The organism is uncultured Mucilaginibacter sp. (assembly GCF_937859865.1).
Taxonomy (GTDB): Bacteria; Bacteroidota; Bacteroidia; order Sphingobacteriales; family Sphingobacteriaceae; genus Mucilaginibacter_A.
Genome location: NZ_CALMAT010000092.1, coordinates 12,687 through 32,199 on the forward strand (window position 1 = coordinate 12,687; position 19,513 = coordinate 32,199).

Annotated in this window: 17 protein-coding genes and 2 tRNA genes; 8 read left to right on the forward strand and 11 right to left on the reverse strand. The window is 39.7% G+C overall.

Annotation, left to right across the window (positions count from 1 at the left end; translation table 11 throughout):
• The first annotated feature begins 166 nt into the window (after nt 1-166).
• From Q0192_RS09555 to recA, 4 genes are all read left to right on the forward strand, one after another.
• The gene (locus Q0192_RS09555; RefSeq protein ID WP_299289254.1) at nt 167-751 is read left to right on the forward strand and encodes a sigma-70 family RNA polymerase sigma factor; all 585 of its coding nucleotides are present in this window, start codon (nt 167-169) and stop codon (nt 749-751) included.
• An 83-nt stretch (nt 752-834) separates the two neighbouring features.
• Nucleotides 835-1,035: a hypothetical protein gene (locus Q0192_RS09560; protein WP_299289255.1), complete on the forward strand. Its 201-nt coding sequence runs from the start codon at nt 835-837 to the stop codon at nt 1,033-1,035.
• Nucleotides 1,036-1,158: 123 nt separating this feature from the next.
• Nucleotides 1,159-1,905 (forward strand): endonuclease III, encoded by a 747-nt coding sequence (gene nth / locus Q0192_RS09565; RefSeq protein ID WP_299289256.1) that lies wholly within the window; start codon nt 1,159-1,161, stop codon nt 1,903-1,905.
• A 161-nt stretch (nt 1,906-2,066) separates the two neighbouring features.
• Nucleotides 2,067-3,089, forward strand: a complete 1,023-nt coding sequence (gene recA / locus Q0192_RS09570) for a recombinase RecA (protein WP_299289257.1) — start codon at nt 2,067-2,069, stop codon at nt 3,087-3,089.
• 65 nt (nt 3,090-3,154) lie between these two features.
• Here recA and Q0192_RS09575 read toward each other — a convergent pair whose 3' ends face one another.
• Complete coding sequence (locus Q0192_RS09575; protein ID WP_299289258.1) at nt 3,155-3,325, reverse strand: hypothetical protein; 171 nt, start codon at nt 3,323-3,325, stop codon at nt 3,155-3,157.
• A 12-nt stretch (nt 3,326-3,337) separates the two neighbouring features.
• A complete protein-coding gene (gene tsaD, locus Q0192_RS09580; RefSeq protein WP_299289259.1) occupies nt 3,338-4,339 on the reverse strand; it encodes a tRNA (adenosine(37)-N6)-threonylcarbamoyltransferase complex transferase subunit TsaD in 1,002 nt (333 codons plus the stop codon).
• 55 nt (nt 4,340-4,394) lie between these two features.
• On the opposite strand from tsaD, the gene Q0192_RS09585 reads away from it, so the two are divergent.
• Entirely contained in the window at nt 4,395-8,831 is a 4,437-nt protein-coding gene (locus Q0192_RS09585) for a translocation/assembly module TamB domain-containing protein (RefSeq protein WP_299289260.1), read from the forward strand.
• Nucleotides 8,832-9,000: 169 nt separating this feature from the next.
• On the opposite strand, the gene Q0192_RS09590 is transcribed toward Q0192_RS09585, so the two are convergent.
• The 3 genes from Q0192_RS09590 to Q0192_RS09600 all read right to left on the reverse strand — a co-directional run bounded on the left by Q0192_RS09590 (nt 9,001) and on the right by Q0192_RS09600 (nt 12,386).
• The gene (locus Q0192_RS09590; protein WP_299289344.1) at nt 9,001-10,218 is read right to left on the reverse strand and encodes a bifunctional 3,4-dihydroxy-2-butanone-4-phosphate synthase/GTP cyclohydrolase II; all 1,218 of its coding nucleotides are present in this window, start codon (nt 10,216-10,218) and stop codon (nt 9,001-9,003) included.
• 310 nt (nt 10,219-10,528) lie between these two features.
• Entirely contained in the window at nt 10,529-11,977 is a 1,449-nt protein-coding gene (locus Q0192_RS09595) for an LptF/LptG family permease (protein WP_299289261.1), read from the reverse strand.
• Nucleotides 11,978-12,005: 28 nt separating this feature from the next.
• A complete protein-coding gene (locus Q0192_RS09600) occupies nt 12,006-12,386 on the reverse strand; it encodes an START-like domain-containing protein (protein WP_299289262.1) in 381 nt (126 codons plus the stop codon).
• Nucleotides 12,387-12,482: 96 nt separating this feature from the next.
• Between Q0192_RS09600 and Q0192_RS09605 the strand changes: the two genes are divergently transcribed.
• Nucleotides 12,483-12,559: transfer RNA gene (locus Q0192_RS09605), tRNA-Met, on the forward strand.
• Between the two features lie 138 nt (nt 12,560-12,697).
• Here the strand turns inward: Q0192_RS09605 and Q0192_RS09610 are convergent.
• Nucleotides 12,698-12,772, reverse strand: a tRNA-Glu gene (locus Q0192_RS09610).
• 262 nt (nt 12,773-13,034) lie between these two features.
• Here Q0192_RS09610 and Q0192_RS09615 point away from each other — a divergent pair.
• Nucleotides 13,035-13,487: a hypothetical protein gene (locus Q0192_RS09615; protein ID WP_299289263.1), complete on the forward strand. Its 453-nt coding sequence runs from the start codon at nt 13,035-13,037 to the stop codon at nt 13,485-13,487.
• Nucleotides 13,488-13,538: 51 nt separating this feature from the next.
• Nucleotides 13,539-14,540 carry an acetyl-CoA carboxylase carboxyltransferase subunit alpha gene (locus Q0192_RS09620; protein ID WP_299289264.1) on the forward strand — a complete coding sequence of 334 codons (1,002 nt, stop codon included), beginning with the start codon at nt 13,539-13,541 and terminating at the stop codon, nt 14,538-14,540.
• A 117-nt stretch (nt 14,541-14,657) separates the two neighbouring features.
• Here the strand turns inward: Q0192_RS09620 and Q0192_RS09625 are convergent, their stop codons facing one another.
• The 5 genes from Q0192_RS09625 to Q0192_RS09645 form a co-directional block, all read right to left on the reverse strand.
• Nucleotides 14,658-15,236, reverse strand: a complete 579-nt coding sequence (locus tag Q0192_RS09625; RefSeq protein ID WP_299289265.1) for a DUF4142 domain-containing protein — start codon at nt 15,234-15,236, stop codon at nt 14,658-14,660.
• 381 nt (nt 15,237-15,617) lie between these two features.
• Entirely contained in the window at nt 15,618-16,538 is a 921-nt protein-coding gene (locus tag Q0192_RS09630; protein ID WP_299289266.1) for an AraC family transcriptional regulator, read from the reverse strand.
• A 79-nt stretch (nt 16,539-16,617) separates the two neighbouring features.
• Nucleotides 16,618-17,628 carry an aldo/keto reductase gene (locus tag Q0192_RS09635; RefSeq protein ID WP_299289267.1) on the reverse strand — a complete coding sequence of 337 codons (1,011 nt, stop codon included), beginning with the start codon at nt 17,626-17,628 and terminating at the stop codon, nt 16,618-16,620.
• An 816-nt stretch (nt 17,629-18,444) separates the two neighbouring features.
• The gene (locus tag Q0192_RS09640; protein ID WP_299289268.1) at nt 18,445-18,996 is read right to left on the reverse strand and encodes a ferritin; all 552 of its coding nucleotides are present in this window, start codon (nt 18,994-18,996) and stop codon (nt 18,445-18,447) included.
• 123 nt (nt 18,997-19,119) lie between these two features.
• Nucleotides 19,120-19,476: a hypothetical protein gene (locus Q0192_RS09645; protein ID WP_299289269.1), complete on the reverse strand. Its 357-nt coding sequence runs from the start codon at nt 19,474-19,476 to the stop codon at nt 19,120-19,122.
• Nucleotides 19,477-19,513 lie beyond the last annotated feature (37 nt).

Genomic DNA, 19,513 nt, shown 5'->3' on the forward strand with positions numbered 1-19,513 from the left:
ACCGCTATGTGCGTACACGCGTGTATTTTTATTTTAATATTTGTTTCTTATTAAAATTATTATTTTATTTGATATTACAATTGTCAAAAACCATAACCAGGCAAACTATCGACAGAACTCTACTTTTTCAAATTTTTTAACTTAAAAAAATAAGGTAGTCAGGTCTATGGAGTTTAGAGAGACGAGTGATCAGGAGCTGATCCATTTGTACATATCTGGTAACGAAGCGGGTTTAACAGAATTGATCCGCCGGTACCAGTCAAAAATTTATACATCAATTTATTTATTGGTAAAAGACGAATACCTGGCCGAGGATATTTTTCAGGATACGTTTATCAAAGTAATCAACACGTTAAAAGCCGGAAAGTACAACGAAGAAGGAAAGTTTTTGCCCTGGGTTGCCCGCATCGCACACAATTTGGTGATTGACCATTTTCGCCGGGAAAAACGGACGCCACTGGTGAGCAACGGAGAAGATTTTGACATTTTTGATGTTTTGGGCCATTACGATGAAAGCACGGAAGACCGCATGATCCGCGAACAAACGTACACGGATTTGAAAAAACTGATCCATTTGTTGCCTTCGGAACAAAAAGAAGTTTTGATCATGCGCCATTACGGCGACTTGAGTTTTAAGCAGATTGCCGACATTACGGACGTAAGCATCAACACTGCATTGGGCCGGATGCGTTATGCCCTGAACAACCTGCGGAGGATGATGCTGAGCAAGGAACTGCTGTTAAAAAATTAAATAAAAATTTCACCTGGTTTTAATAATAAATTGATATGGTTTTCGTTCAATTGCTGACTGTTTTTTAAACCTCAAGCAAGCATATGACCGAAATCTCTACAAACAATTTAAACACTGTTAAACAGGACGAAAACCCATCAAAAGATGTTGATTTTCCGGAAGATTTAGATGACAGCGAACAGCGTTTCTACAAAGCTATTTCACCAAATTTAACGTTGCTGCAATTAGCACCGAAAGAAGAAACGGTTGTCAAGATTATCCATTACTCCAGAAATTACAAGTAAACTTTTTCTGCTTTAAACTGATCCGGCTTTTTTTGAAAAAAACAAGGCCGGCTTTGTTGTACGCACTAATTTTTATGTGCTAAAAGAAGCATCGCCGAAAAAAGAAATATTTACGTTTGCACCATGCTTAAAACCGCCAGATACAAAGCCTTTGTAGATTATTTTTCTACGCACCAGCCCAATCCGGTTACCGAACTGCATTACAATTCGCCTTTTGAATTGCTGGTTGCCGTAATCCTATCCGCACAATGCACTGATAAACGCATCAACCAAATTACGCCTGCCCTTTTTGAGCGTTTCCCTACGCCCGAAAGTTTGGCAGCATCAACACCGGAAGAAGTTTATAACTACATTAAAAGTGTAAGCTACCCAAACAATAAAGCCAAACATTTAGTTGGGATGGCCAAAATTTTGGTGTCCGAATTTAACAGTGTGGTGCCGCAAGGGATTGAAGATTTGCAGAAGATGCCTGGCGTTGGTCGCAAAACAGCCAATGTAATTTCTTCGGTGGTTTACCAGGAACCGGCAATTGCAGTGGATACGCACGTTTTTAGGGTTTCAAACCGCTTGGGATTGGCCAACAAGGCCAAAACACCGTTGGCAACAGAAATGCAGTTGATGAAGTATTTGCCCAAAGAGTTGCTGGGCGTTGCGCACCACTGGCTGATTTTGCATGGCCGGTATATTTGTGTGGCGCGAACTCCAAAATGTGAAATTTGTCCGCTTACCAACTTCTGTAAATATTTTGAGCAAACAAACCCAGAAGCAATTCTTAGAAAAAAGGAACTGTTAAAAGCAACAAAAATTAGAAACCGTGAAGCATTTGACCAATTGAGAGAAATTTCCAACATTATTGATAAAATAACTTGATTGCAACAAGTTGATATTGTTGATTGAGTTGATTAAGTTTACCCGTCATTAACGCCTAAAATTTAATGCTTCTTTTATGCCATCTTTTTTATTAATTTTGATAAAAATATTAGCATAATTAAATTATTATCCTTACCTTAGAACTTCGAAAAACTAAAAAAATGAGCAGCACAGATAAATTAAAAGCATTACAGCTTACTTTAGATAAATTAGAAAAATCATACGGCAAAGGGACGGTAATGAAGTTGGGCGATACCGCGATTGACCCGATCGAATACATTTCTACCGGTTCCATCGGTTTGGATATTGCTTTGGGTATTGGCGGTTTGCCAAAAGGCCGCGTTGTTGAAATTTACGGTCCGGAATCTTCAGGTAAAACTACTTTGGCCATCCATGCCATTGCAGAATCACAGAAAAAAGGCGGCATCGCAGCTTTTATTGATGCAGAACACGCTTTCGACCGTTTTTATGCACAAAAGTTAGGCGTTGATATCGAGAACCTATTGATCTCGCAACCGGATAACGGTGAGCAGGCTTTGGAGATTGCAGATAATTTGATCCGTTCCGGCGCGATTGATATTATCGTGATTGACTCCGTTGCGGCATTGGTGCCAAAAGCAGAGATTGAAGGCGAAATGGGCGATTCTAAAATGGGACTGCAAGCGCGCTTGATGTCTCAGGCGTTACGTAAATTAACCGGAATGATCAGCAAAACAGGTTGTTGCTGTATTTTTATTAACCAATTACGCGAGAAAATCGGCGTTATGTTTGGCAACCCGGAAACCACAACCGGTGGTAACGCTTTGAAGTTTTATGCTTCGGTGAGGTTGGATGTACGCCGGATGTCGCAAATTAAAGATACTGATGAAGTATCCGGGAACCGCGTAAAAGTGAAGATTGTGAAGAACAAGGTTGCACCGCCGTTCCGTATTGCCGAGTTTGATATTATGTTTGGCGAAGGGATTTCTAAAGCTGGCGAAATTATTGATTTGGGTGTTGAATACAACATTATCAAAAAATCCGGTTCGTGGTTTAGTTATGGCGATACGCGTTTAGGACAAGGCCGCGATGCGGTTAAAAACCTCATCTTGGATAACCCGGAAATGATGGAAGAACTGGAATTAAAAATTAAAGATGCCGTTAACGGAACAGAAGCGGTTGCGGTAGCTGAAGTAGCAAAGTAACACTCACCAAAAATTACCCGATAAAAGAAGCAGTTGGTTTAATTAATCAACTGCTTTTCTATTTTTCATAAGTCCGGACTCCGGGCATACATGTAAACTATCCCAAGCACCACCACCAAAACCAAAACGATCAACCCGATAGAACCTTTTTTCTTGTCTTGCCGCATCACCCAAATTAAAAACCCAACCAAAGGCAGCACAAAAATCGCCCAGAATATTAAAGAAGCTAAATTCATTTATCTAATCAGTTAAAATTGCATCCGGGCCAAAGGTGCGGTTTGTTGGCCAACAAAATCTTGTTTTAAAAATTTATAATAGCCGGTTGCGGCAATCATGGCGGCATTGTCGGTACAATATTGAAACGCCGGGATGTAAGCTTTCCAGCCGTTTTCATTTGTTGTTTGCTGTAATAAATTTCGTAATCCGGTATTTGCCGAAACGCCTCCGGCCAAAGCAATTTCTTTAATTTGATATTGTTGCGCTGCTTTTTTTAGTTTGTTCATCAAAATTGTGGCAATTCTTTTTTCAATAGAAGCACAAATATCCGGTAAATTATTTTTCAGAAAATCCGGATCGGCAGCCGTTTTATCACGCACAAAATACAGGAATGCTGTTTTTAGCCCACTAAAACTGAAATCAAAACCAGGGATTTGCGGTTCAGGGAAATGATAAGCATCCGGGTTCCCCAAACGCGCGTATTGATCAATCAAAGGGCCGCCGGGATAAGGCAAACCCAAAATCCGGCTAGTTTTATCCATCGCTTCTCCGGCTGCATCATCTAATGTTTGTCCGATAATTTCAAAATTAAAATAATCTTTCACCAGCACAATTTGCGTATGCCCACCGGAAACAGTGAGGCATAAAAACGGAAATTTAGGCTTTGGCTCATCAATAAAGTTAGCCATAATGTGCGCCTGCATGTGGTTTACTTCTATCAAAGGCAGGTTTCGGGCCAGGGCAAAAGCTTTGGCAAAAGAAACACCTACTAATAATGCACCTAAAAGCCCCGGACCGCGCGTAAAACTAACGGCATCAATATCATTTTTTGTAACTTTAGCCGTTAATATAGCCTGCTGAACGGTAGGGATAATATTTTGTTGATGAACACGCGAAGCTAACTCGGGTACAACACCGCCATACGCAGCGTGGATACTTTGGCTGGCAATGATGTTACTAACCACAGTTCCATCAATGCAAATTGCGGCAGAAGTTTCATCACAAGACGATTCTATCCCTAAAATTACAGCCATTGTTTAAAATATATTAAGTAGCAAAGTTATTAAAAAAGCGCTCAAAATAACGTTAATGGTTGTCCTTCTCATCATCCTGATGCTGGGGCTGCTTGTATTTTCTTTTCAATTTAAAACGGTACAAACCTGGGCGGCCAAAAAAGCAACGCGCTATTTATCCAAAGAATTAGATACTAAAGTTGACATCAAAAGCTTGTACATTAAACCTTTTTCTTCGGTAGTGCTGGAGGATTTGTATGTGCTGGACAAGCAAAAAGACACGCTGTTGAGAACACCTTTGCTCACCGTTAAATTAAGCGGTTTTTCTATTTTTAACAGCATCAAAGCCCGAAAAATTGATTTTAAAGATATTACGTTGGATAACGGGTCTTTCTATCTTAAAAAATTAAAGAACAAAAACACCAACTTAAAATTTATCCTGGATTATTTTAATTCGGATACCACAACTAAAAAAACTAAAACCAAACCCTGGACAATTAATTTCGAAAGGGTTGTGCTCAACAACTTTCACTTTCGGTACAAAAACCAATTGATTGATACCAACATTAATGGTGTTAATTTTGATGATGTTAATTTAACAAAATTGAATATTGATGCTACCAATCTCGATTTAAAAAACCATTTATTTAAAGCAGCAATCCACAATTTATCTTTTAAAGAAAAAAGCGGTTTTATTGTACAACAATTAGCTTCTGCTGTAACGGTTGATACCAACCAGATTGAATTGCAAAACCTAAACCTGAACACGCCAAACTCTAAACTTCACGATTATTTTAGGCTTGGGTTTAAAAGTTTTGATGATTTTGACGACTTTGAACATAAAGTAATGATGAGCGCCAATTTTAAAGATGCGCACTTATCGTCAAAAGATATCGCTTTTTTTGCTGATGACTTGCACCGAATTCAATTTGAACTTGGAATTAACGGCACTGTAAAAGGAAAAGTTGACAATTTAAAAGCTAAAAATTTAGCCATACAAACCGGACAGGCAACCTACATCAAAGGCAACTTTAGCATGAAAGGTTTGCCCGATTGGGACCAAACTTTGATGGAGCTAAACATCGAACAAGTTGCAACCAATAAAAAAGATTTGGATTTGCTCTACAAAAATTTTACTGGTAAAAGAAGCACGGAGATTCCAAGTATTGTAGAGAAGTTTGGCAATATTAGTTTTAGCGGACAGTTTACCGGTTTTCAAAACGACTTTGTGGCTTATGGTGATTTTAAAACCAAGTTGGGTCGTTTCAGTTCGGATGTGAACATGAAAACCAAAGGCAACGTGCCCAAATATACCGGGAACATTAAAACTTATGATTTCAATTTTGGCAATTTATTAAACGAGCCTTCTTTAAACCGGGCCACAATTTCAGCCAATATTGATGGTGCCGGTTTTGATTTAAAAACGTTAAAAGGCAAGTTGGATGCAAAAGTCAACTACTTGGATTTTAACCGCTACCGTTACAGCAATGTAAATTTAAAAGGCACTTTCAATAAAAAATTCTTTGACGGTTCAGTTCTGGTAAACGATCCAAATTTGAAACTAAATTTTAAAGGAAATGTAAATTTAAATGCTGCATTGCCAGTGTTTAATTTTAAATCAGACATTAAAGGTGCCAAATTAAACAAGCTGCATTTTTTAAAAGATACGATTGCGGTTGATGTACAACTGAGTTCTAATTTTTCCGGAAACAACATTGACAACATTAACGGCAATGTTTTATTAAGGAACATTAAGCTGGTTAACCCAAGGAATAATTATTCGGTTGATTCTTTGTATTTTGCTGCCGAAGGAAAAGGCAGGGAACGCGAACTAACCTTAAAATCTACGCTTGCCGATGGCAGTTTAAAAGGCGATTATGATTTGAAAACTTTGCCTTCGTACTTTAAAACATTAGTCAAAAAATACGTCCCTTCGCTTCAGGCAAAATTTGTTTCGCCAAAACCTCAAAACTTTGCTTTCCGGCTTAACCTTAAAAACTTAGACCCGGTTACAACTTTGTTTTTGCCCAAGTTAAAGATTCCGGAGCAGGGAACTTTTGTTGGCAATTTTAACTCCTACACAAAAACTGCAACTTTAAATGGGTTGATCAAAACGATTCAATATGATAAAATGGTTTTCCACGATTTGCTGATTGATGAAAGCACAAATGACGATTACATTGGCGTAAACATTTCTTTGAGCAAGGTGAATATTACGGATAGTTTGTTCATCAAAAACATCAACATTACCAACTTTTTAAAACGTGATAGTTTAAATTTCAACATTAAACTTTCGGACAAAAATGCAACCAACCAATTGGATTTATATGGTTTGGTGGAGTTTGGACGGGATACAACAGCCAAGTTAAAAATCTTGCCTTCGGATGTGATTATCGAACAACAAAATTGGCGGATTGCAGAACAAGTGCGGATCAGGTTGTTAGAAAACGGACGGACGCAAATTGCAGGTTTTGTGTTGTCCAATGGCGTACAAAAAATTGGGATTGACGGCTTTATTTCTTCAAAACCAGAAGACAAATTGAAAGTTGCTTTTGATAAATTCAGCCTGGCTTCCTTGGACCAGCTTACCAAATCTGTCGGTGTAAAACTTACCGGAACTTTAAACGGCAATGCCGTGATCAATTCAATCACCGGCCAGCCAGGCGTAGAATCTGATTTGCGTGCCGATTCGATCACCATCAACAAAACCTTAATTGGCAACCTTAAACTTGCTGCACAATTGGATAACGAGCAAAAAATTGCGTTGGTAAATATGAGTTTGCTGAACAAAGGGCTGGAAACTTTGAACCTGAACGGTAAATATTATCTTGCAAGTGAAGATAACAAACTGGACTTTCATTTAAAGATGGACCAAACCGAAGCTGCTATCCTTGACCCTTTAGTGAACGATTTGGTTTCTAAGTTAAAAGGCCAGATTTCTGCCGACTTGGATGTTACGGGCATGCCTTCAAAACCACAAATCAACGGAAGTTTAAATTTGATCAACACGGGTTTAACCATCAACTATTTGAAAACGCCTTATTTGATTAATGATAAAGTTGCCGTTAAAAACAGTATTATCCAAATCAACGATTTACAGTTGAAGGACACCAAAAACGGTGTTGGTGTGGTAAATGGTACGGTAGATTTGAATAATCTTTCATCCCCGGATATTGAAGCAAACATCGTTGCGCGCAACCTGATGGCCTTAAACACCACTTTTAAAGACAACCGTTTGTATTATGGTACTGCTTTTGCCACTGGAAAATTTAGTTTTAACGGGCCAACGGACAATATGAAAATTGACATCAAAGCAAGGACTGAAGATGGCACCATTTTTAATATTCCGCTTAACTCTTCCAGCACGGCCAGCAATTATGATTTCATCACTTATGTAAACCGCGACACTTCTAAAATTGTAAAAAAAGAACAATCTTTTAATGGCATCACGCTTAATTTTGATTTAACAATTGATGAAAAAACACTGGTAAAAATCACAACGGATTACGGACAATTGGAAGGAAGCGGAACGGCCAGCAACCTGCAATTGAACATCAATAGTTCGGGCGATTTTGAAATGCGCGGCGATTATTTGATTTCCAACGGAAAGTTTGAATTTACAGCGCAAAACTTTATCAGCAAAGTTTTCCAGGTAAACCAGGGCGGAACGATACGCTGGACTGGCGACCCGTCAAACGCCGAAATAAATTTAAAAGCGATCTACGAAGTTCGGGCTGATATTAACGACTTGTATAGAGCCGCCGGTTTAGCAAACGCATCGGCAAGCCAGCAAAAATTGGTTCAGGCCGAACTGATTTTGACCAAATCATTAACGCAGCCAGATATTGATTTCAACTTTAATTTCCCGAATGACCCATCGGTGAAAGATGAATTGGCTGCTTATTTAAACGATATAACCAACAGAAACCAGCAGGCTTTAAGTTTAATTGTGAGGCGGAAGTTTGCAAGCGGAACTGGCGGGGAAAACCTGACGAAAGAAGTAGGCAGCACGGCGCAAGATGCCATCAGCGAATTTGCTTTTAACAAGTTGAACAATTTTATTTCGCAATCCAACATCAAAAACTTAGACTTAAACATCCGTTCTTTTAACGATGCAAGTGCATCATTAAGGTTGTTTAAAAACCGTTTGGTATTGAACGGAAGTTTGTACAACAATCAGGTTGGGAACGATTTGTTCAATCAAAATTCAACGTTGTTTAGTTCCAACTTTAGCAATTACACCAAAGATTTTGAAGCCCAATATTTGATTTCCAAAGACGGAAAACTTACAGCCAAATATTCTTACCGGGCTTTGAACAGTACCACTTTAAATACGTTGAACGACCAATTGGGATTGCAATATGTAAACGGTTTGGGTTTGGTTTACCAGCAAGACTTTGATTCTTTCTCCGAGTTTTTACGCAATATTTTTACCCGTAAAAGAAGCATCAGAAGAAACAACAACTCTACAATTTCAACAACGGCAAAAACAACTTCTGATTTAGATAATTAGCATTTGAAAACTTAAAAGTTTGTTTGAACTGATTCAAGGAAAAACAACAATGCTTCTTTTACCCTATAAAAATTGTTGCCTGCATCAATCTAAATAAAAACAAAATTTTCACCATTTTTTAAGTGATAAAAGAAGCATTAAGACTGGTTTTGTAAATTTTAACCTGGCTTTAAATCAAATCCTTTAAAATGGAATGGCCCATTCTATCGCGCTTCGTTTTTAAATAAGATTCGTTGTGCGGGTTGGAAGAAACTTCAATCGGTAAAGTTTCTGTAATTTCCAATCCGTAACCTGATAAACCGGTGCGTTTTGTAGGGTTGTTGGTTAGCAGCCTCATTTTGCTGATGTTTAAATCGCATAAAATCTGTGCGCCAACGCCATAATCGCGCTGGTCCATTTTAAAGCCCAAGTGCAGGTTTGCATCAACCGTATCAAAACCATTTTCTTGCAAATGGTAAGCCTTTAATTTGTTGATCAAACCGATGCCGCGGCCTTCCTGGTTCATGTAAACAATCACGCCTTTGCCTTCTTTTTGGATAATTTCCATCGCTTTGTGCAACTGCGGGCCGCAATCGCAACGGTTGGAACCAAAAATATCACCGGTAATGCAGGAACTATGGACGCGAACCAGAACAGGCTCATCTGCCGCCCATTCGCCTTTTACCAAAGCAATATGGTGTTCGCCGGTATTTTTTTGGGTATAGGCAACCATATCAAAATCGCCCCATTGAGTAGGCATTTTTACTGAAATTTCCCTTTCGATCAGGCTCACCGAATTCATCCGGTGTTTAATCAGGTTTTCGATAGAAATTATTTTCAGCCCAAACTCTTTTGCCATCAGTTCCAGATCCGGCAAACGGGCCATATCGCCGTTCTCTTTTAAAATCTCGCAGATTACGCCTGCTGGTTCAAAGCCTGCCAAAACCGATAAATCAGTTGCCGCTTCGGTATGCCCGGCACGCCGAAGCACACCGCCTTCTTTAGAAATTAAAGGGAAAATATGTCCGGGCCGGCCTAAATCGGCAGGTTGCGTTGCCGGATCAATCATGGCCAAAATTGTTTTAGAACGGTCGCTGGCAGAAATCCCGGTTGTGCAGCCGTGACCAACCAAATCAACAGAAACGGTAAAATTGGTTTCGTGGGAAGCTGTATTGTTGCCCACCATCAAATCCAAATCCAAACGCTGCGCAACAGAACGCACAACGGGAACGCAAATTAAACCCCGGCCATAACGCGCCATAAAATTAATCATTTCCGGGGTGGCATTTCGGGCAGGAATATAAAAATCACCTTCGTTTTCGCGGTCTTCATCATCCACAATGATGATCATTTTTCCGGCTTTTATATCTTCAATAGCTTCTTCTATACTGCTTAACATCGTTATGATATTTAATTATTATGTACCAGATGAACTTAAACCTGTTAAAAAATTGTTTTTGATTGGCACAACAGCACAAAACTAAGTATTAATACAATGTGGGCAGTCGGCATACTGTAAAACAAATTGCCATTATTTGGCCCAGTGTTTTTTTGTTGTAAGTTTTTATGCCGATAAAAGAAGCATCGGCACAAAGTTTTTCAACACCAAATTTTAGGCGATAAAAGAAGTATCAGTTTAACCATACTGTTTTTATGCCGATAAAAGAAGTATCGGCACAAAGTTTTTTGGAACCAAATTTTAGGCGGTAAAAGAAGCATCAGTTTGCCAAAGCAGTTTGTTCATTCTCTTTCGGTTTTTTTTGAACAAGGCGCAAGAAGAATTTTTTGTAAACATCCACATCAAAAATAGCCGAATCGGTTGCAGCTTTGTACGTTAAAAACAAACCCAGCGGCGTTAACACCACAATGGCCACCCACATGCCAATCACTGGAGAAACGTGGCCGTCTTTTGCCGATTTTTCCCCAATGGTTGAAATGATATGGTAGATCAGGAAAAACGCCACCGAAACCACAACCGGCAAGCCCAAACCACCTTTGCGGATAATAGCACCCAAAGGTGCACCAATTAAAAACAGCACCAAACAAGCGGCAGATAAGGTAAATTTTCGCTGGTATTCAACCATTGTTCTGCGGATATTATTTGAAGCGCCTTTTCGCAAGTCAATTTTTGAAGAGACAGTTTCCTGCAAAGACCGGGCTTCACCCAAAGCAGCACTAAGGGCACTTAAACGCTCGTGAGGTTTAAAAGTGTTCAACAAACTGCTGGCCAGTTTATAGGTTTTTGGCTCAGCTTTGGTTTGATGCGGAACAGAAAAATACTTAACATACGGACTTAGTGTCCTAAATTCTGTGGCCAAACCGCTGTCCAGTCTAAATTCCATCACCTGGCGTTCGTGTTTAAGCTGCTTTAAATTCATCATTTGGTAAGCACTTTTAAACTCTGCTTCTGATGTCCTTTTAAACTTTAAATTTGATAAGTCAAACTTTTGCTCGGTTTCATTAAAACGCATCCGGGTTAAACGCTGGCGCGGGTTGTAGCCTTTATCACCGTTCGTTTCCTCATAACGGATGCCGTTTTTAAGTTTTAAAACCAGATAAGAATCGTCGGGCGTGCGGTACATGCTTCCCTCTTTGGCAAAAATAACGGAGTTGTTGCCGCTGGAAGGGTTTTTTTCATAGATGATGATTCCGTAAAGCCGCTGGCCGTCCGGGTCCTTTTTTCTGACACGGATAGTATAGCCCGGAAAATTACTGCTGAAAATATTTTCGGGCAATAAGTTGGTTGATTTTTGTTGGCGGGCATCGTACAACAAAGAATAATACTTGAGGTTGGCCACCGGCAGCATATAATCCGAAAATATAAAAGCACTGATGCTCAATAAAGTAACTACGATAATCATCGGGTACATGGCGCGGCTTAACGAAACACCGGCAGATTTAATGGCCACCAGTTCATAGTTCTCGCCCAGGCTGCCAAAAGTCATGATGGATGAAAGCAAAATGGAAAGCGGCAGTGCCATGGCCACATTGGTTGCCGAAGCGTACATCATCAATTCTAAAATGACGTACCACTCGAAACCTTTTCCGATCAAATCATCAATGTATTTGAACAAAAAAAGCATCAACAACACAAACATTACAATAAAAAATGTAACGAAGAATGGCTGGATAAACGCTTTTAAAATAAGCAGGTGTATCTTTTTCACTAATCAGTCCCCCTTGTAAATTTTATAATTACGCACCTAAAACGCTGATTAAGTAAGCAATCTGATTATCCCAAATTAAAGTTTTTTCGGTTATGTTGTCTTCCGTTGCAAAATCGGTTATGCCTAAAGCCACATCATTGGTCAGTTCGTCCTGGATAATTTCCATTTCAAAATAGCTTTGCGGGTCATCGTCCGTCCACCTAAACCGCACAAACTTGTTCTCCTTCACACCCAGTAACTTGGCGTCTTGCTGTTCGCCGTCCCAAGAAAATGTGTAAACCTGATCTTTGATCGTTACATCATCTGCAAACCATTGTGCCAGCCCATTTGGCTCGCTTATAAAACTGTATAATATCCGGGGCGAAGACTTTACTTCGTACTCTATCTTAAATTTTTTCTTATCGCTCATGTTAGGTTATACGGAGGTTTTAGGTAGAAAATGTAAATTTTAACAATTTTTCTTACTAAAACTAATTTCTGATATATTTGCATCCTCTTTGAACGAGGCGGGGTAGCTCAGATGGTTAGAGCGTAGGATTCATAACCCTAAGGTCGGCAGTTCGATCCTGCTCCCCGCTACCAAACTGGGACAAGCGCAATTACGCTTGTCCCTTCTTTTTTTAACCCTAAAACATTTGAGATTTGGTAAATGTAGCGTAGAATCAGTTTTTAATGCAAAAAATAAGGGCAAATCAACTGCTAAAATTGATTTGCCCAATGTGGTAGCCCGTAGGGGAATCGAACCCCTGTTTCTAGAATGAAAATCTAACGTCCTAACCCCTAGACGAACGGGCCAATTACCTTTGATTTTGGGAAGGCGAAGATAGCAGTAAAATACAAAATCCGAAAAAATAAATTATATTTTTTTACCGGATAAAATTGCTGCAAAACCTGGCCCGCTTTGTTTTGTTTGTCTCCTAACTATGGCAACAATCTATCGTTCAATTAGCACAAACCCTGTTTTAATCCACATGCTTCTTTTATGCACCTAAAATTGAGTTCCCGTTTTTTTAGGCTTTTATGCCCGCTTTGCTTGTCCTTTTTGTTGGCTGCCCCTATGGTTAAAGCACAGGCTGATAGCAGCCATTTAAAAACCAACGTTAATAAAGATTCGTTTTTAAACCAGTTTGAAGCTTTTAAAACCAGCCGGAACATCAGTGGGTTGGCCGATGTGGCCGACCATCACCACTATCCTTTGCCCGAAAAAGTTTTAGGCTGGCAAAAACAGCTTCAGTTAAACGACCGGCAAAAAGCAGCCATCACCCAAATTAACACGGCTTTACAAAGAAAAGTGAAAGAAATGAACGGCTTTTTGATCACCAATGAAAAAATGCTGGACAGCCTTTTTAACTATAAAAAAGTGAACAATGGTTTGTTGATCTATTACACCAACCGCTACGGTTTGTACCAGGGCGAACTCAGGAACGCCATACTGCAAGCTTGTTTAAAAACAGAAACGCAACTTACGGCCACACAACTAAAAAAATATGGTTCGCTGTTGCAGGATTAGTACCTGCAATTACAAATTTGATTCGATACCTTTGCAGCCCATTAATTACGTATGAAAATTACATTCGATTTTGAGAAGCCGATTGGAGAGCTGCAACAGCAGATCGAAAAAGTGCAGCAGGTAGAGGAAAAAACAAAGGTGGATATGTTGCCCACGCTGACCGAACTGCGCGAAAACCTTCAAGCAAAAAAAGAAGAGATTTTTGGTAATTTAAACGGCTGGCAAAACGTACAGCTTTCGCGCCACCCCGAACGCCCTTATACCTTGCAATACATCGAATCTATGAGCACTGATTTTATTGAGCTGCATGGCGACCGGAACATGGGAGACGATAAAGCAATTGTTGGTGGTTTTGGCTCAATGAACGGGCAAACGGTGATGTTCATCGGCCACCAAAAAGGCATCAACACCAAAATGCGCCAATACCGCAACTTTGGCATGGCCAACCCGGAAGGTTACCGCAAAGCTTTGAGGCTGATGAAAATGGCCGAAAAATTTAACAAACCAATCATTACTTTTATTGATACGCCCGGCGCTTACCCCGGTTTGGAAGCCGAAGAACGCGGGCAGGGCGAAGCAATTGCCCGTAATTTAATGGAAATGTCGGTTTTGAAAGTGCCGGTTATTTGTGTAATTATTGGCGAAGGCGCTTCGGGCGGTGCTTTGGGCATTGGCATCGGCGACCGTGTTTATATGCTGGAACATACCTGGTATTCAGTGATTTCGCCCGAATCCTGCTCGTCTATTTTGTGGCGGAATTGGGACAACAAAGAAAAAGCGGCCGAAGTGTTGAAACTGACTTCAACAGAAATGTATAAAAACAAACTAATTGACGGCATTATCAAAGAACCGTTAGGCGGCGCACATCAGGACCCGGAAGCCATGATCAATACTTTAAAACAAGTTTTGCTGAACGATTTGGACATGTTAAAAGCAAAACCTGCAGACGAGTTAGTGAACGAACGGATTGCCAAATTTTGCGCAATGGGCGTTGTGGCAGACGAAGACCTGCCAGAAAACATAGCCATTGAACCGGAAGAAACACAAGCCTGAAAAAACACCTGTAAAAACAGCATCTGCATAAAATACTTTAACAAAAAAAACCACGGTAGCTTAAACAATGACCGTGGTTTTTTTATGGTTTTAAATTAATGCTTTTGCAGCCGGGAATTATTTGCCCATTGCAGTTGTTTTGATATTTAATTCGGAAGCTATTGATTTGGCCATAGTTAAGTGTTGCTGCAAAACTGGCAACGTTTTTACTGCAAAAGCTTTTAAATCCGGGTCTTGCACATTGGCTGCCGCATTTTGAAAAAGCTGTACGGCTTTTACATGGTCTTGCAACATCATGGTCATGTAAGCGGTATCAAATTGTGCGCCTTTAACGCCAGTCAGCATAGCATCTGGTGCCACAGCAGCAGGCGAAGGCATCGGCGGCGTAAACTGTTTTGAAGCCAGGATTTTTTTCATCTCAGCCGAAGATTTTGTATGGTCCTTAATCATTTGGGCGGCATACATTTTTACACTGGCTTTTTTAGCGCTTTTAAGCGCCAGCTTTGCTGCTGCAATTTCCTGCATGTCGCTCAAAGCAGCTTGGGTTGTAAAATTAACAGCGGCAGTATCATTGGCCACAGAACCTGTGCTTGAGCTTGACGAGGTAGAAGCCGAGGTACTGGTAGTTTGTGCCATCGAAACTTTTGCAGTAAATAAACCTGCCGATAACAGCAGTATCGCAATTGATTTTTTCATAAATTTTAATTTAAACTTTAGTTTTTCTCTTTTATAACAAAAAGAAGAAGCTTTGGTTTTTGTGTTTTATTTATCAGCTTATAAAAATTGCCGCAACAGGTCAGGCTGCCATTTTGGTAAACCGTTTTGCCGATGCTTCTTTTACCAGGCAAAAAACAGCCAACTTTTATTTATCAACAAAAATAATTGGGCAATAAGGGCTTTTTTAGATTTATAGACATAAAATTTATAATGCTTCTTTTATGCCTATAAATTTGGTGTGCCCGGATATTTCATCGGTACAAAAAGACAATGGTTTTTATGTGGTAAAAGAAGCATCGAAAATAGCTTTAACAAAATTTAAACAGGCTGCAAATTATAAATTGCGGTTTAAATTGAAGTTCAATTAAACGAATGCTTAAACGCTAAAGGCGAAACATTGACTTTACTTTTAAATAATTTGTTGAAAGATTGCGGCCGTTCAAACCCCAATTGATAAGCAATTTCACTGACAGACAATGAAGTGGTAGTCAAAACTTCTTTGGCTTTTTCGATCACTTTATTATGGATGTGCTGCTGCGTGCTTTGGCCGGTCAGCATACGCAATAGATCACTTAAATAATTGGGCGAAACGTTTAAACTTTCGGAAACAAAATGCACAGTTGGCAAACCCAGTTCGCGCACTTTTCCGTTGGCAAAATAGTCCGACAACAGGTTTTCCAATTTCACCAGCAAATCATTGCTTGCATTTTTGCGGGTGATGAACTGGCGGTTGTAAAACCGGTTGGCATAATTCAGCAACAATTCGATGTGCGAAACCATTACATCCTGGCTGTAATAATCAATATTAGCATAATATTCCTGCTCGATGTTTTTCATGATCGAAGCAATCATCGTTTCTTCTTTTTCTGAAAGGAACAATGCTTCGTTTACCGCATAAGAAAAGTAGCCGTAGTTTTTAATGGTTTTTGCCAAAGGATAATTTTGAATGAAATCCGGATGGATGATAAGCCAAAAGCCGGAAAGCTTTAAATCGTCCGTCAGTTCGGTAGAAATTACCTGCCCCGGCGAAAAAAAAGTCAGCACGCCCTCATCAAAATCGTAATAGTTTTGCCCGTATTTCAACTTGCCTTTAAAATCTTTTTTGATGCAAACGGAATAAAAATTGAAAACCACACTTTTCAAACTTTCATCGGCAAAGCATTGTATTTCATCCAAATTGATCACACTTACCAAAGGATGTTCCGGTTTTGGCAAAGCCAAAATGCGGTGCAGTTCGGAAACGGAATTAATGGCGTAAGGCTGCAAAGCTTGTTTTTTCATCGGGCAAAAACAGTTGAATTGAGAATATTAAGATAAGGAAAACTTTCTGGCAAAAAAAGCCTTCCTTATCTCCTTTTATTTACCGGTCTAAAGTAGCCATAGTAGCTGCATCGTAACGGTCTCCGGTATCCAGCCCCAACGGAACAATTGCTTCCAAATGGTTCAATTCTTCTTCGGTTAAGGTGATGCTGGCCGCCGCAATGTTTTGCTCTACATATTTTATACGCTTGGTTCCGGGAATTGGGACAATACCTTTTGCAATAATCCAGGCAATGGCCAACTGCGATGCCGTGATGCTCTTTTTATCGGCTATTTTTTGAATTTCGTTTAGCAAGTCCAGGTTTTTGTAGAACTGTTCGCCTTGAAAACGCGGGATCGAACGGCGGAAATCATTCTCCGGAAAATCGTCCGGACTTTTTATTTCCCCGGAGATAAAACCCCTGCCCAACGGCGAGTAAGCAACAAAACCAATCCCAAGTTCTTGCAAGGTGGCCAAAATTCCGGTTTCTTCCACGCCTCTTTCAAACAACGAATACTCGGTTTGTACAGCAGTTAAAGGATGGATTTGATGCGCTTTTTTGATCGTTGCCGACGAAAGTTCAGAAAGGCCGATGTAGCCCACTTTTCCTTCTTTTACCAGTTCGCCCATCGCTTCCACGGTTTCTTCGATTGGTGTGTTTGGGTCGAGGCGGTGCAAATAATACAAATCAATATAATCCGTACCGAGATTTTTGAGCGATCGCTCCAATGCTTTTTTTACATAGTCTTTTTTGCCGTTCATCTGCCAGGTCAAAGCCCCGTTGTCGTCAATTTCGTAACCAAATTTTGTGGCGACGATATATTTATCGCGGTTCCCTTTAATGGCTTTGGCAACCAGCCGTTCGTTTTCCAGCGGACCGTACAGATCAGCCGTGTCTAAAAAATTGCCGCCCAATTCCAAAGAACGGTGGATGGTGGCGATGGCTTCTGCTTCATTTGCCTCGCCATAAATATCCATGTGGGCAATTTTCGTCATGCCCATACAACCCAGTCCAATGATCGGAACTTCCAATCCCTGGCTGCCTAATTTTGTTTTTTCGATACTGCTCATCACAAATAATTTTTAAGGTGTGTGAAAATTTAACACCACAAATTTGGGCGTTAAAAACAGCAATAAAGTTTCCTAATCTCGGGTTGTTGTATCCAAAATGAGGGCTGGGACAAAAGCCCGGCGAATTGCATTTTCAACTGTACGGTTTTTCGTACAGTAAACAGGTTAATAAACGTATTTTACAATTCGAGTTTATATTTTCAAAACGTTACAAATTGCAACGGTTTCATTTCTTTAAAATGCAATACTTCTTTTACCACCTAAAATTTGGTGTACTGCCGAATACGGGTAATTAAATTTATGCCGATAAAAGAAGCATCGAAAGTAATTGAATAGATTTTTAAATCGGCCCAAATTACCGGTTCATTTCAATTTTATTGAACTGTTATGGAATTGACGGTGTAAAATAAGCCATTAAAAAAATTGCTTATTTGAACAACAAAGACCTGAATTTTGTTAGCCACCAGTTTGATATTCCATTAGCCTCTATGAAATGCTATGAAAAGAAACAGTTAGCGGACCAACACTGGAACTCTTAAAAAACTTAATGAACAATGGGCTTTTAAAAGATTTTTTTGGTAGGAGGAACGGCTTATTATGGGCAAAAAGAATAACCAAAGGCTGGATTTCTTCAAGCTATAGGTAAAATTTGGTTAGTCAGAAAGTTGCCAGTCATACAACATAAATTGGTTATACTTATTAATTGGCTCAACTGTTAAATCTTTGTTTTAGCATGTATTACTTTCCGATACAAACTTCCAAAAAAAAGCATCCCTTAGCAGGATGCTTTTAATATCAGTTAAAAAAACAGGCTGTTTATGGATTTTCTACACTCACCTCTTGTGCTAAAGTAGCTGAGTCCTGCATTTTGCCCATATCGCGGTTTACAAGGTACAAAGCATCAGCATTGGCATTGGCACCACCGGCAATTTTCACTTTAGACAATAAGTCCATTGCCAAAGTTTCTTCCTCCGTTTGCTCTTTGATAAACCATTGTAAGAAGTTCCACGTAATCCAGTCTTTTTCTGCCAGTGCCATGTTCACGATGTTATAAATGGATTCCGTATTTTTTACTTCATAAGTATATACCTTTTCAAAACAATCGTTCACGTTAACTGGGTCTTCGCCGGGTGAGGCAATTTCTGTTATTACGGGTTTTGCGCCTCTTTTTAAAATATATTCCAGAAACTTCATCATGTGCGTACGTTCCTCATTTTGATGGCGAAAAAGCAGGTTGGAAATCCCACTGTAACCTTGATCGTCTGCCCAGGCTCCGTAAGCGAGGTATATTTGTGCGTTATGAGCTTCAGCCGTCATCTGGTCGTTTAATGCTTTGGCAAGTGTTGGTGATAATCTGTTGGTATCCATATTGATATGTTTTAAAATTTTAAATAGATTCTGTTAACATTTTTTGAACAGCAGGCTATTTAAAAGGTTTTAAGTAAAGCTGAGCCTCAAAAAATACCCATTAAACAGGTTTATTGGTGCGATTTATTTCCCGATACAAAACCGGCTAAAAATATTCTCCAGCAAATCATCCGTGGTAACGGCGCCGGTAATCTCGCCCAAGTAATACAACGCCTGTTTGATGTCCATTGCCAAAAAATCAGAAGTAACCGGGTTTTCCATGCCATCCAAAACGCGTTCTAACGATTCCTGCGTTTTTTGCAAAGCTTCCAAGTGGCGGATATTGGTAATGACCGTTTCTTCTCCCGTCAGCCTTTTTTGAATGGCGGTTTCGTAAATCAGTTGTTTCAGTTCGTTGATATGCTGCTTTTCTTTAGCTGAGATTTGTAAATATTTTACAGTTTCCGAAGAACCAAAGTAGATGCTTTTTTTAGCAGGCAAATCTATTTTATTGGCGATGGCTAAAGTTGGAATTCCT

Bases quoted from the DNA above. Each gene is read 5' to 3' on its own strand.
- Q0192_RS09600 (WP_299289262.1), bottom strand. From the start codon at position 12,386: ATGAGCGATAAGAAAAAATTTAAGATAGAGTACGAAGTAAAGTCTTCG.
- tsaD (WP_299289259.1), bottom strand. From the start codon at position 4,339: ATGGCTGTAATTTTAGGGATAGAATCGTCTTGTGATGAAACTTCTGCC.
- Q0192_RS09615 (WP_299289263.1), top strand. From the start codon at position 13,035: ATGGTTAAAGCACAGGCTGATAGCAGCCATTTAAAAACCAACGTTAAT.
- Q0192_RS09640 (WP_299289268.1), bottom strand. From the start codon at position 18,996: ATGGATACCAACAGATTATCACCAACACTTGCCAAAGCATTAAACGAC.
- Q0192_RS09625 (WP_299289265.1), bottom strand. From the start codon at position 15,236: ATGAAAAAATCAATTGCGATACTGCTGTTATCGGCAGGTTTATTTACT.
- nth (WP_299289256.1), top strand. From the start codon at position 1,159: ATGCTTAAAACCGCCAGATACAAAGCCTTTGTAGATTATTTTTCTACG.
- recA (WP_299289257.1), top strand. From the start codon at position 2,067: ATGAGCAGCACAGATAAATTAAAAGCATTACAGCTTACTTTAGATAAA.
- Q0192_RS09635 (WP_299289267.1), bottom strand. From the start codon at position 17,628: ATGAGCAGTATCGAAAAAACAAAATTAGGCAGCCAGGGATTGGAAGTT.
- Q0192_RS09585 (WP_299289260.1), top strand. From the start codon at position 4,395: ATGGTTGTCCTTCTCATCATCCTGATGCTGGGGCTGCTTGTATTTTCT.
- Q0192_RS09555 (WP_299289254.1), top strand. From the start codon at position 167: ATGGAGTTTAGAGAGACGAGTGATCAGGAGCTGATCCATTTGTACATA.
- Q0192_RS09560 (WP_299289255.1), top strand. From the start codon at position 835: ATGACCGAAATCTCTACAAACAATTTAAACACTGTTAAACAGGACGAA.
- Q0192_RS09620 (WP_299289264.1), top strand. From the start codon at position 13,539: ATGAAAATTACATTCGATTTTGAGAAGCCGATTGGAGAGCTGCAACAG.
- Q0192_RS09575 (WP_299289258.1), bottom strand. From the start codon at position 3,325: ATGAATTTAGCTTCTTTAATATTCTGGGCGATTTTTGTGCTGCCTTTG.
- Q0192_RS09630 (WP_299289266.1), bottom strand. From the start codon at position 16,538: ATGAAAAAACAAGCTTTGCAGCCTTACGCCATTAATTCCGTTTCCGAA.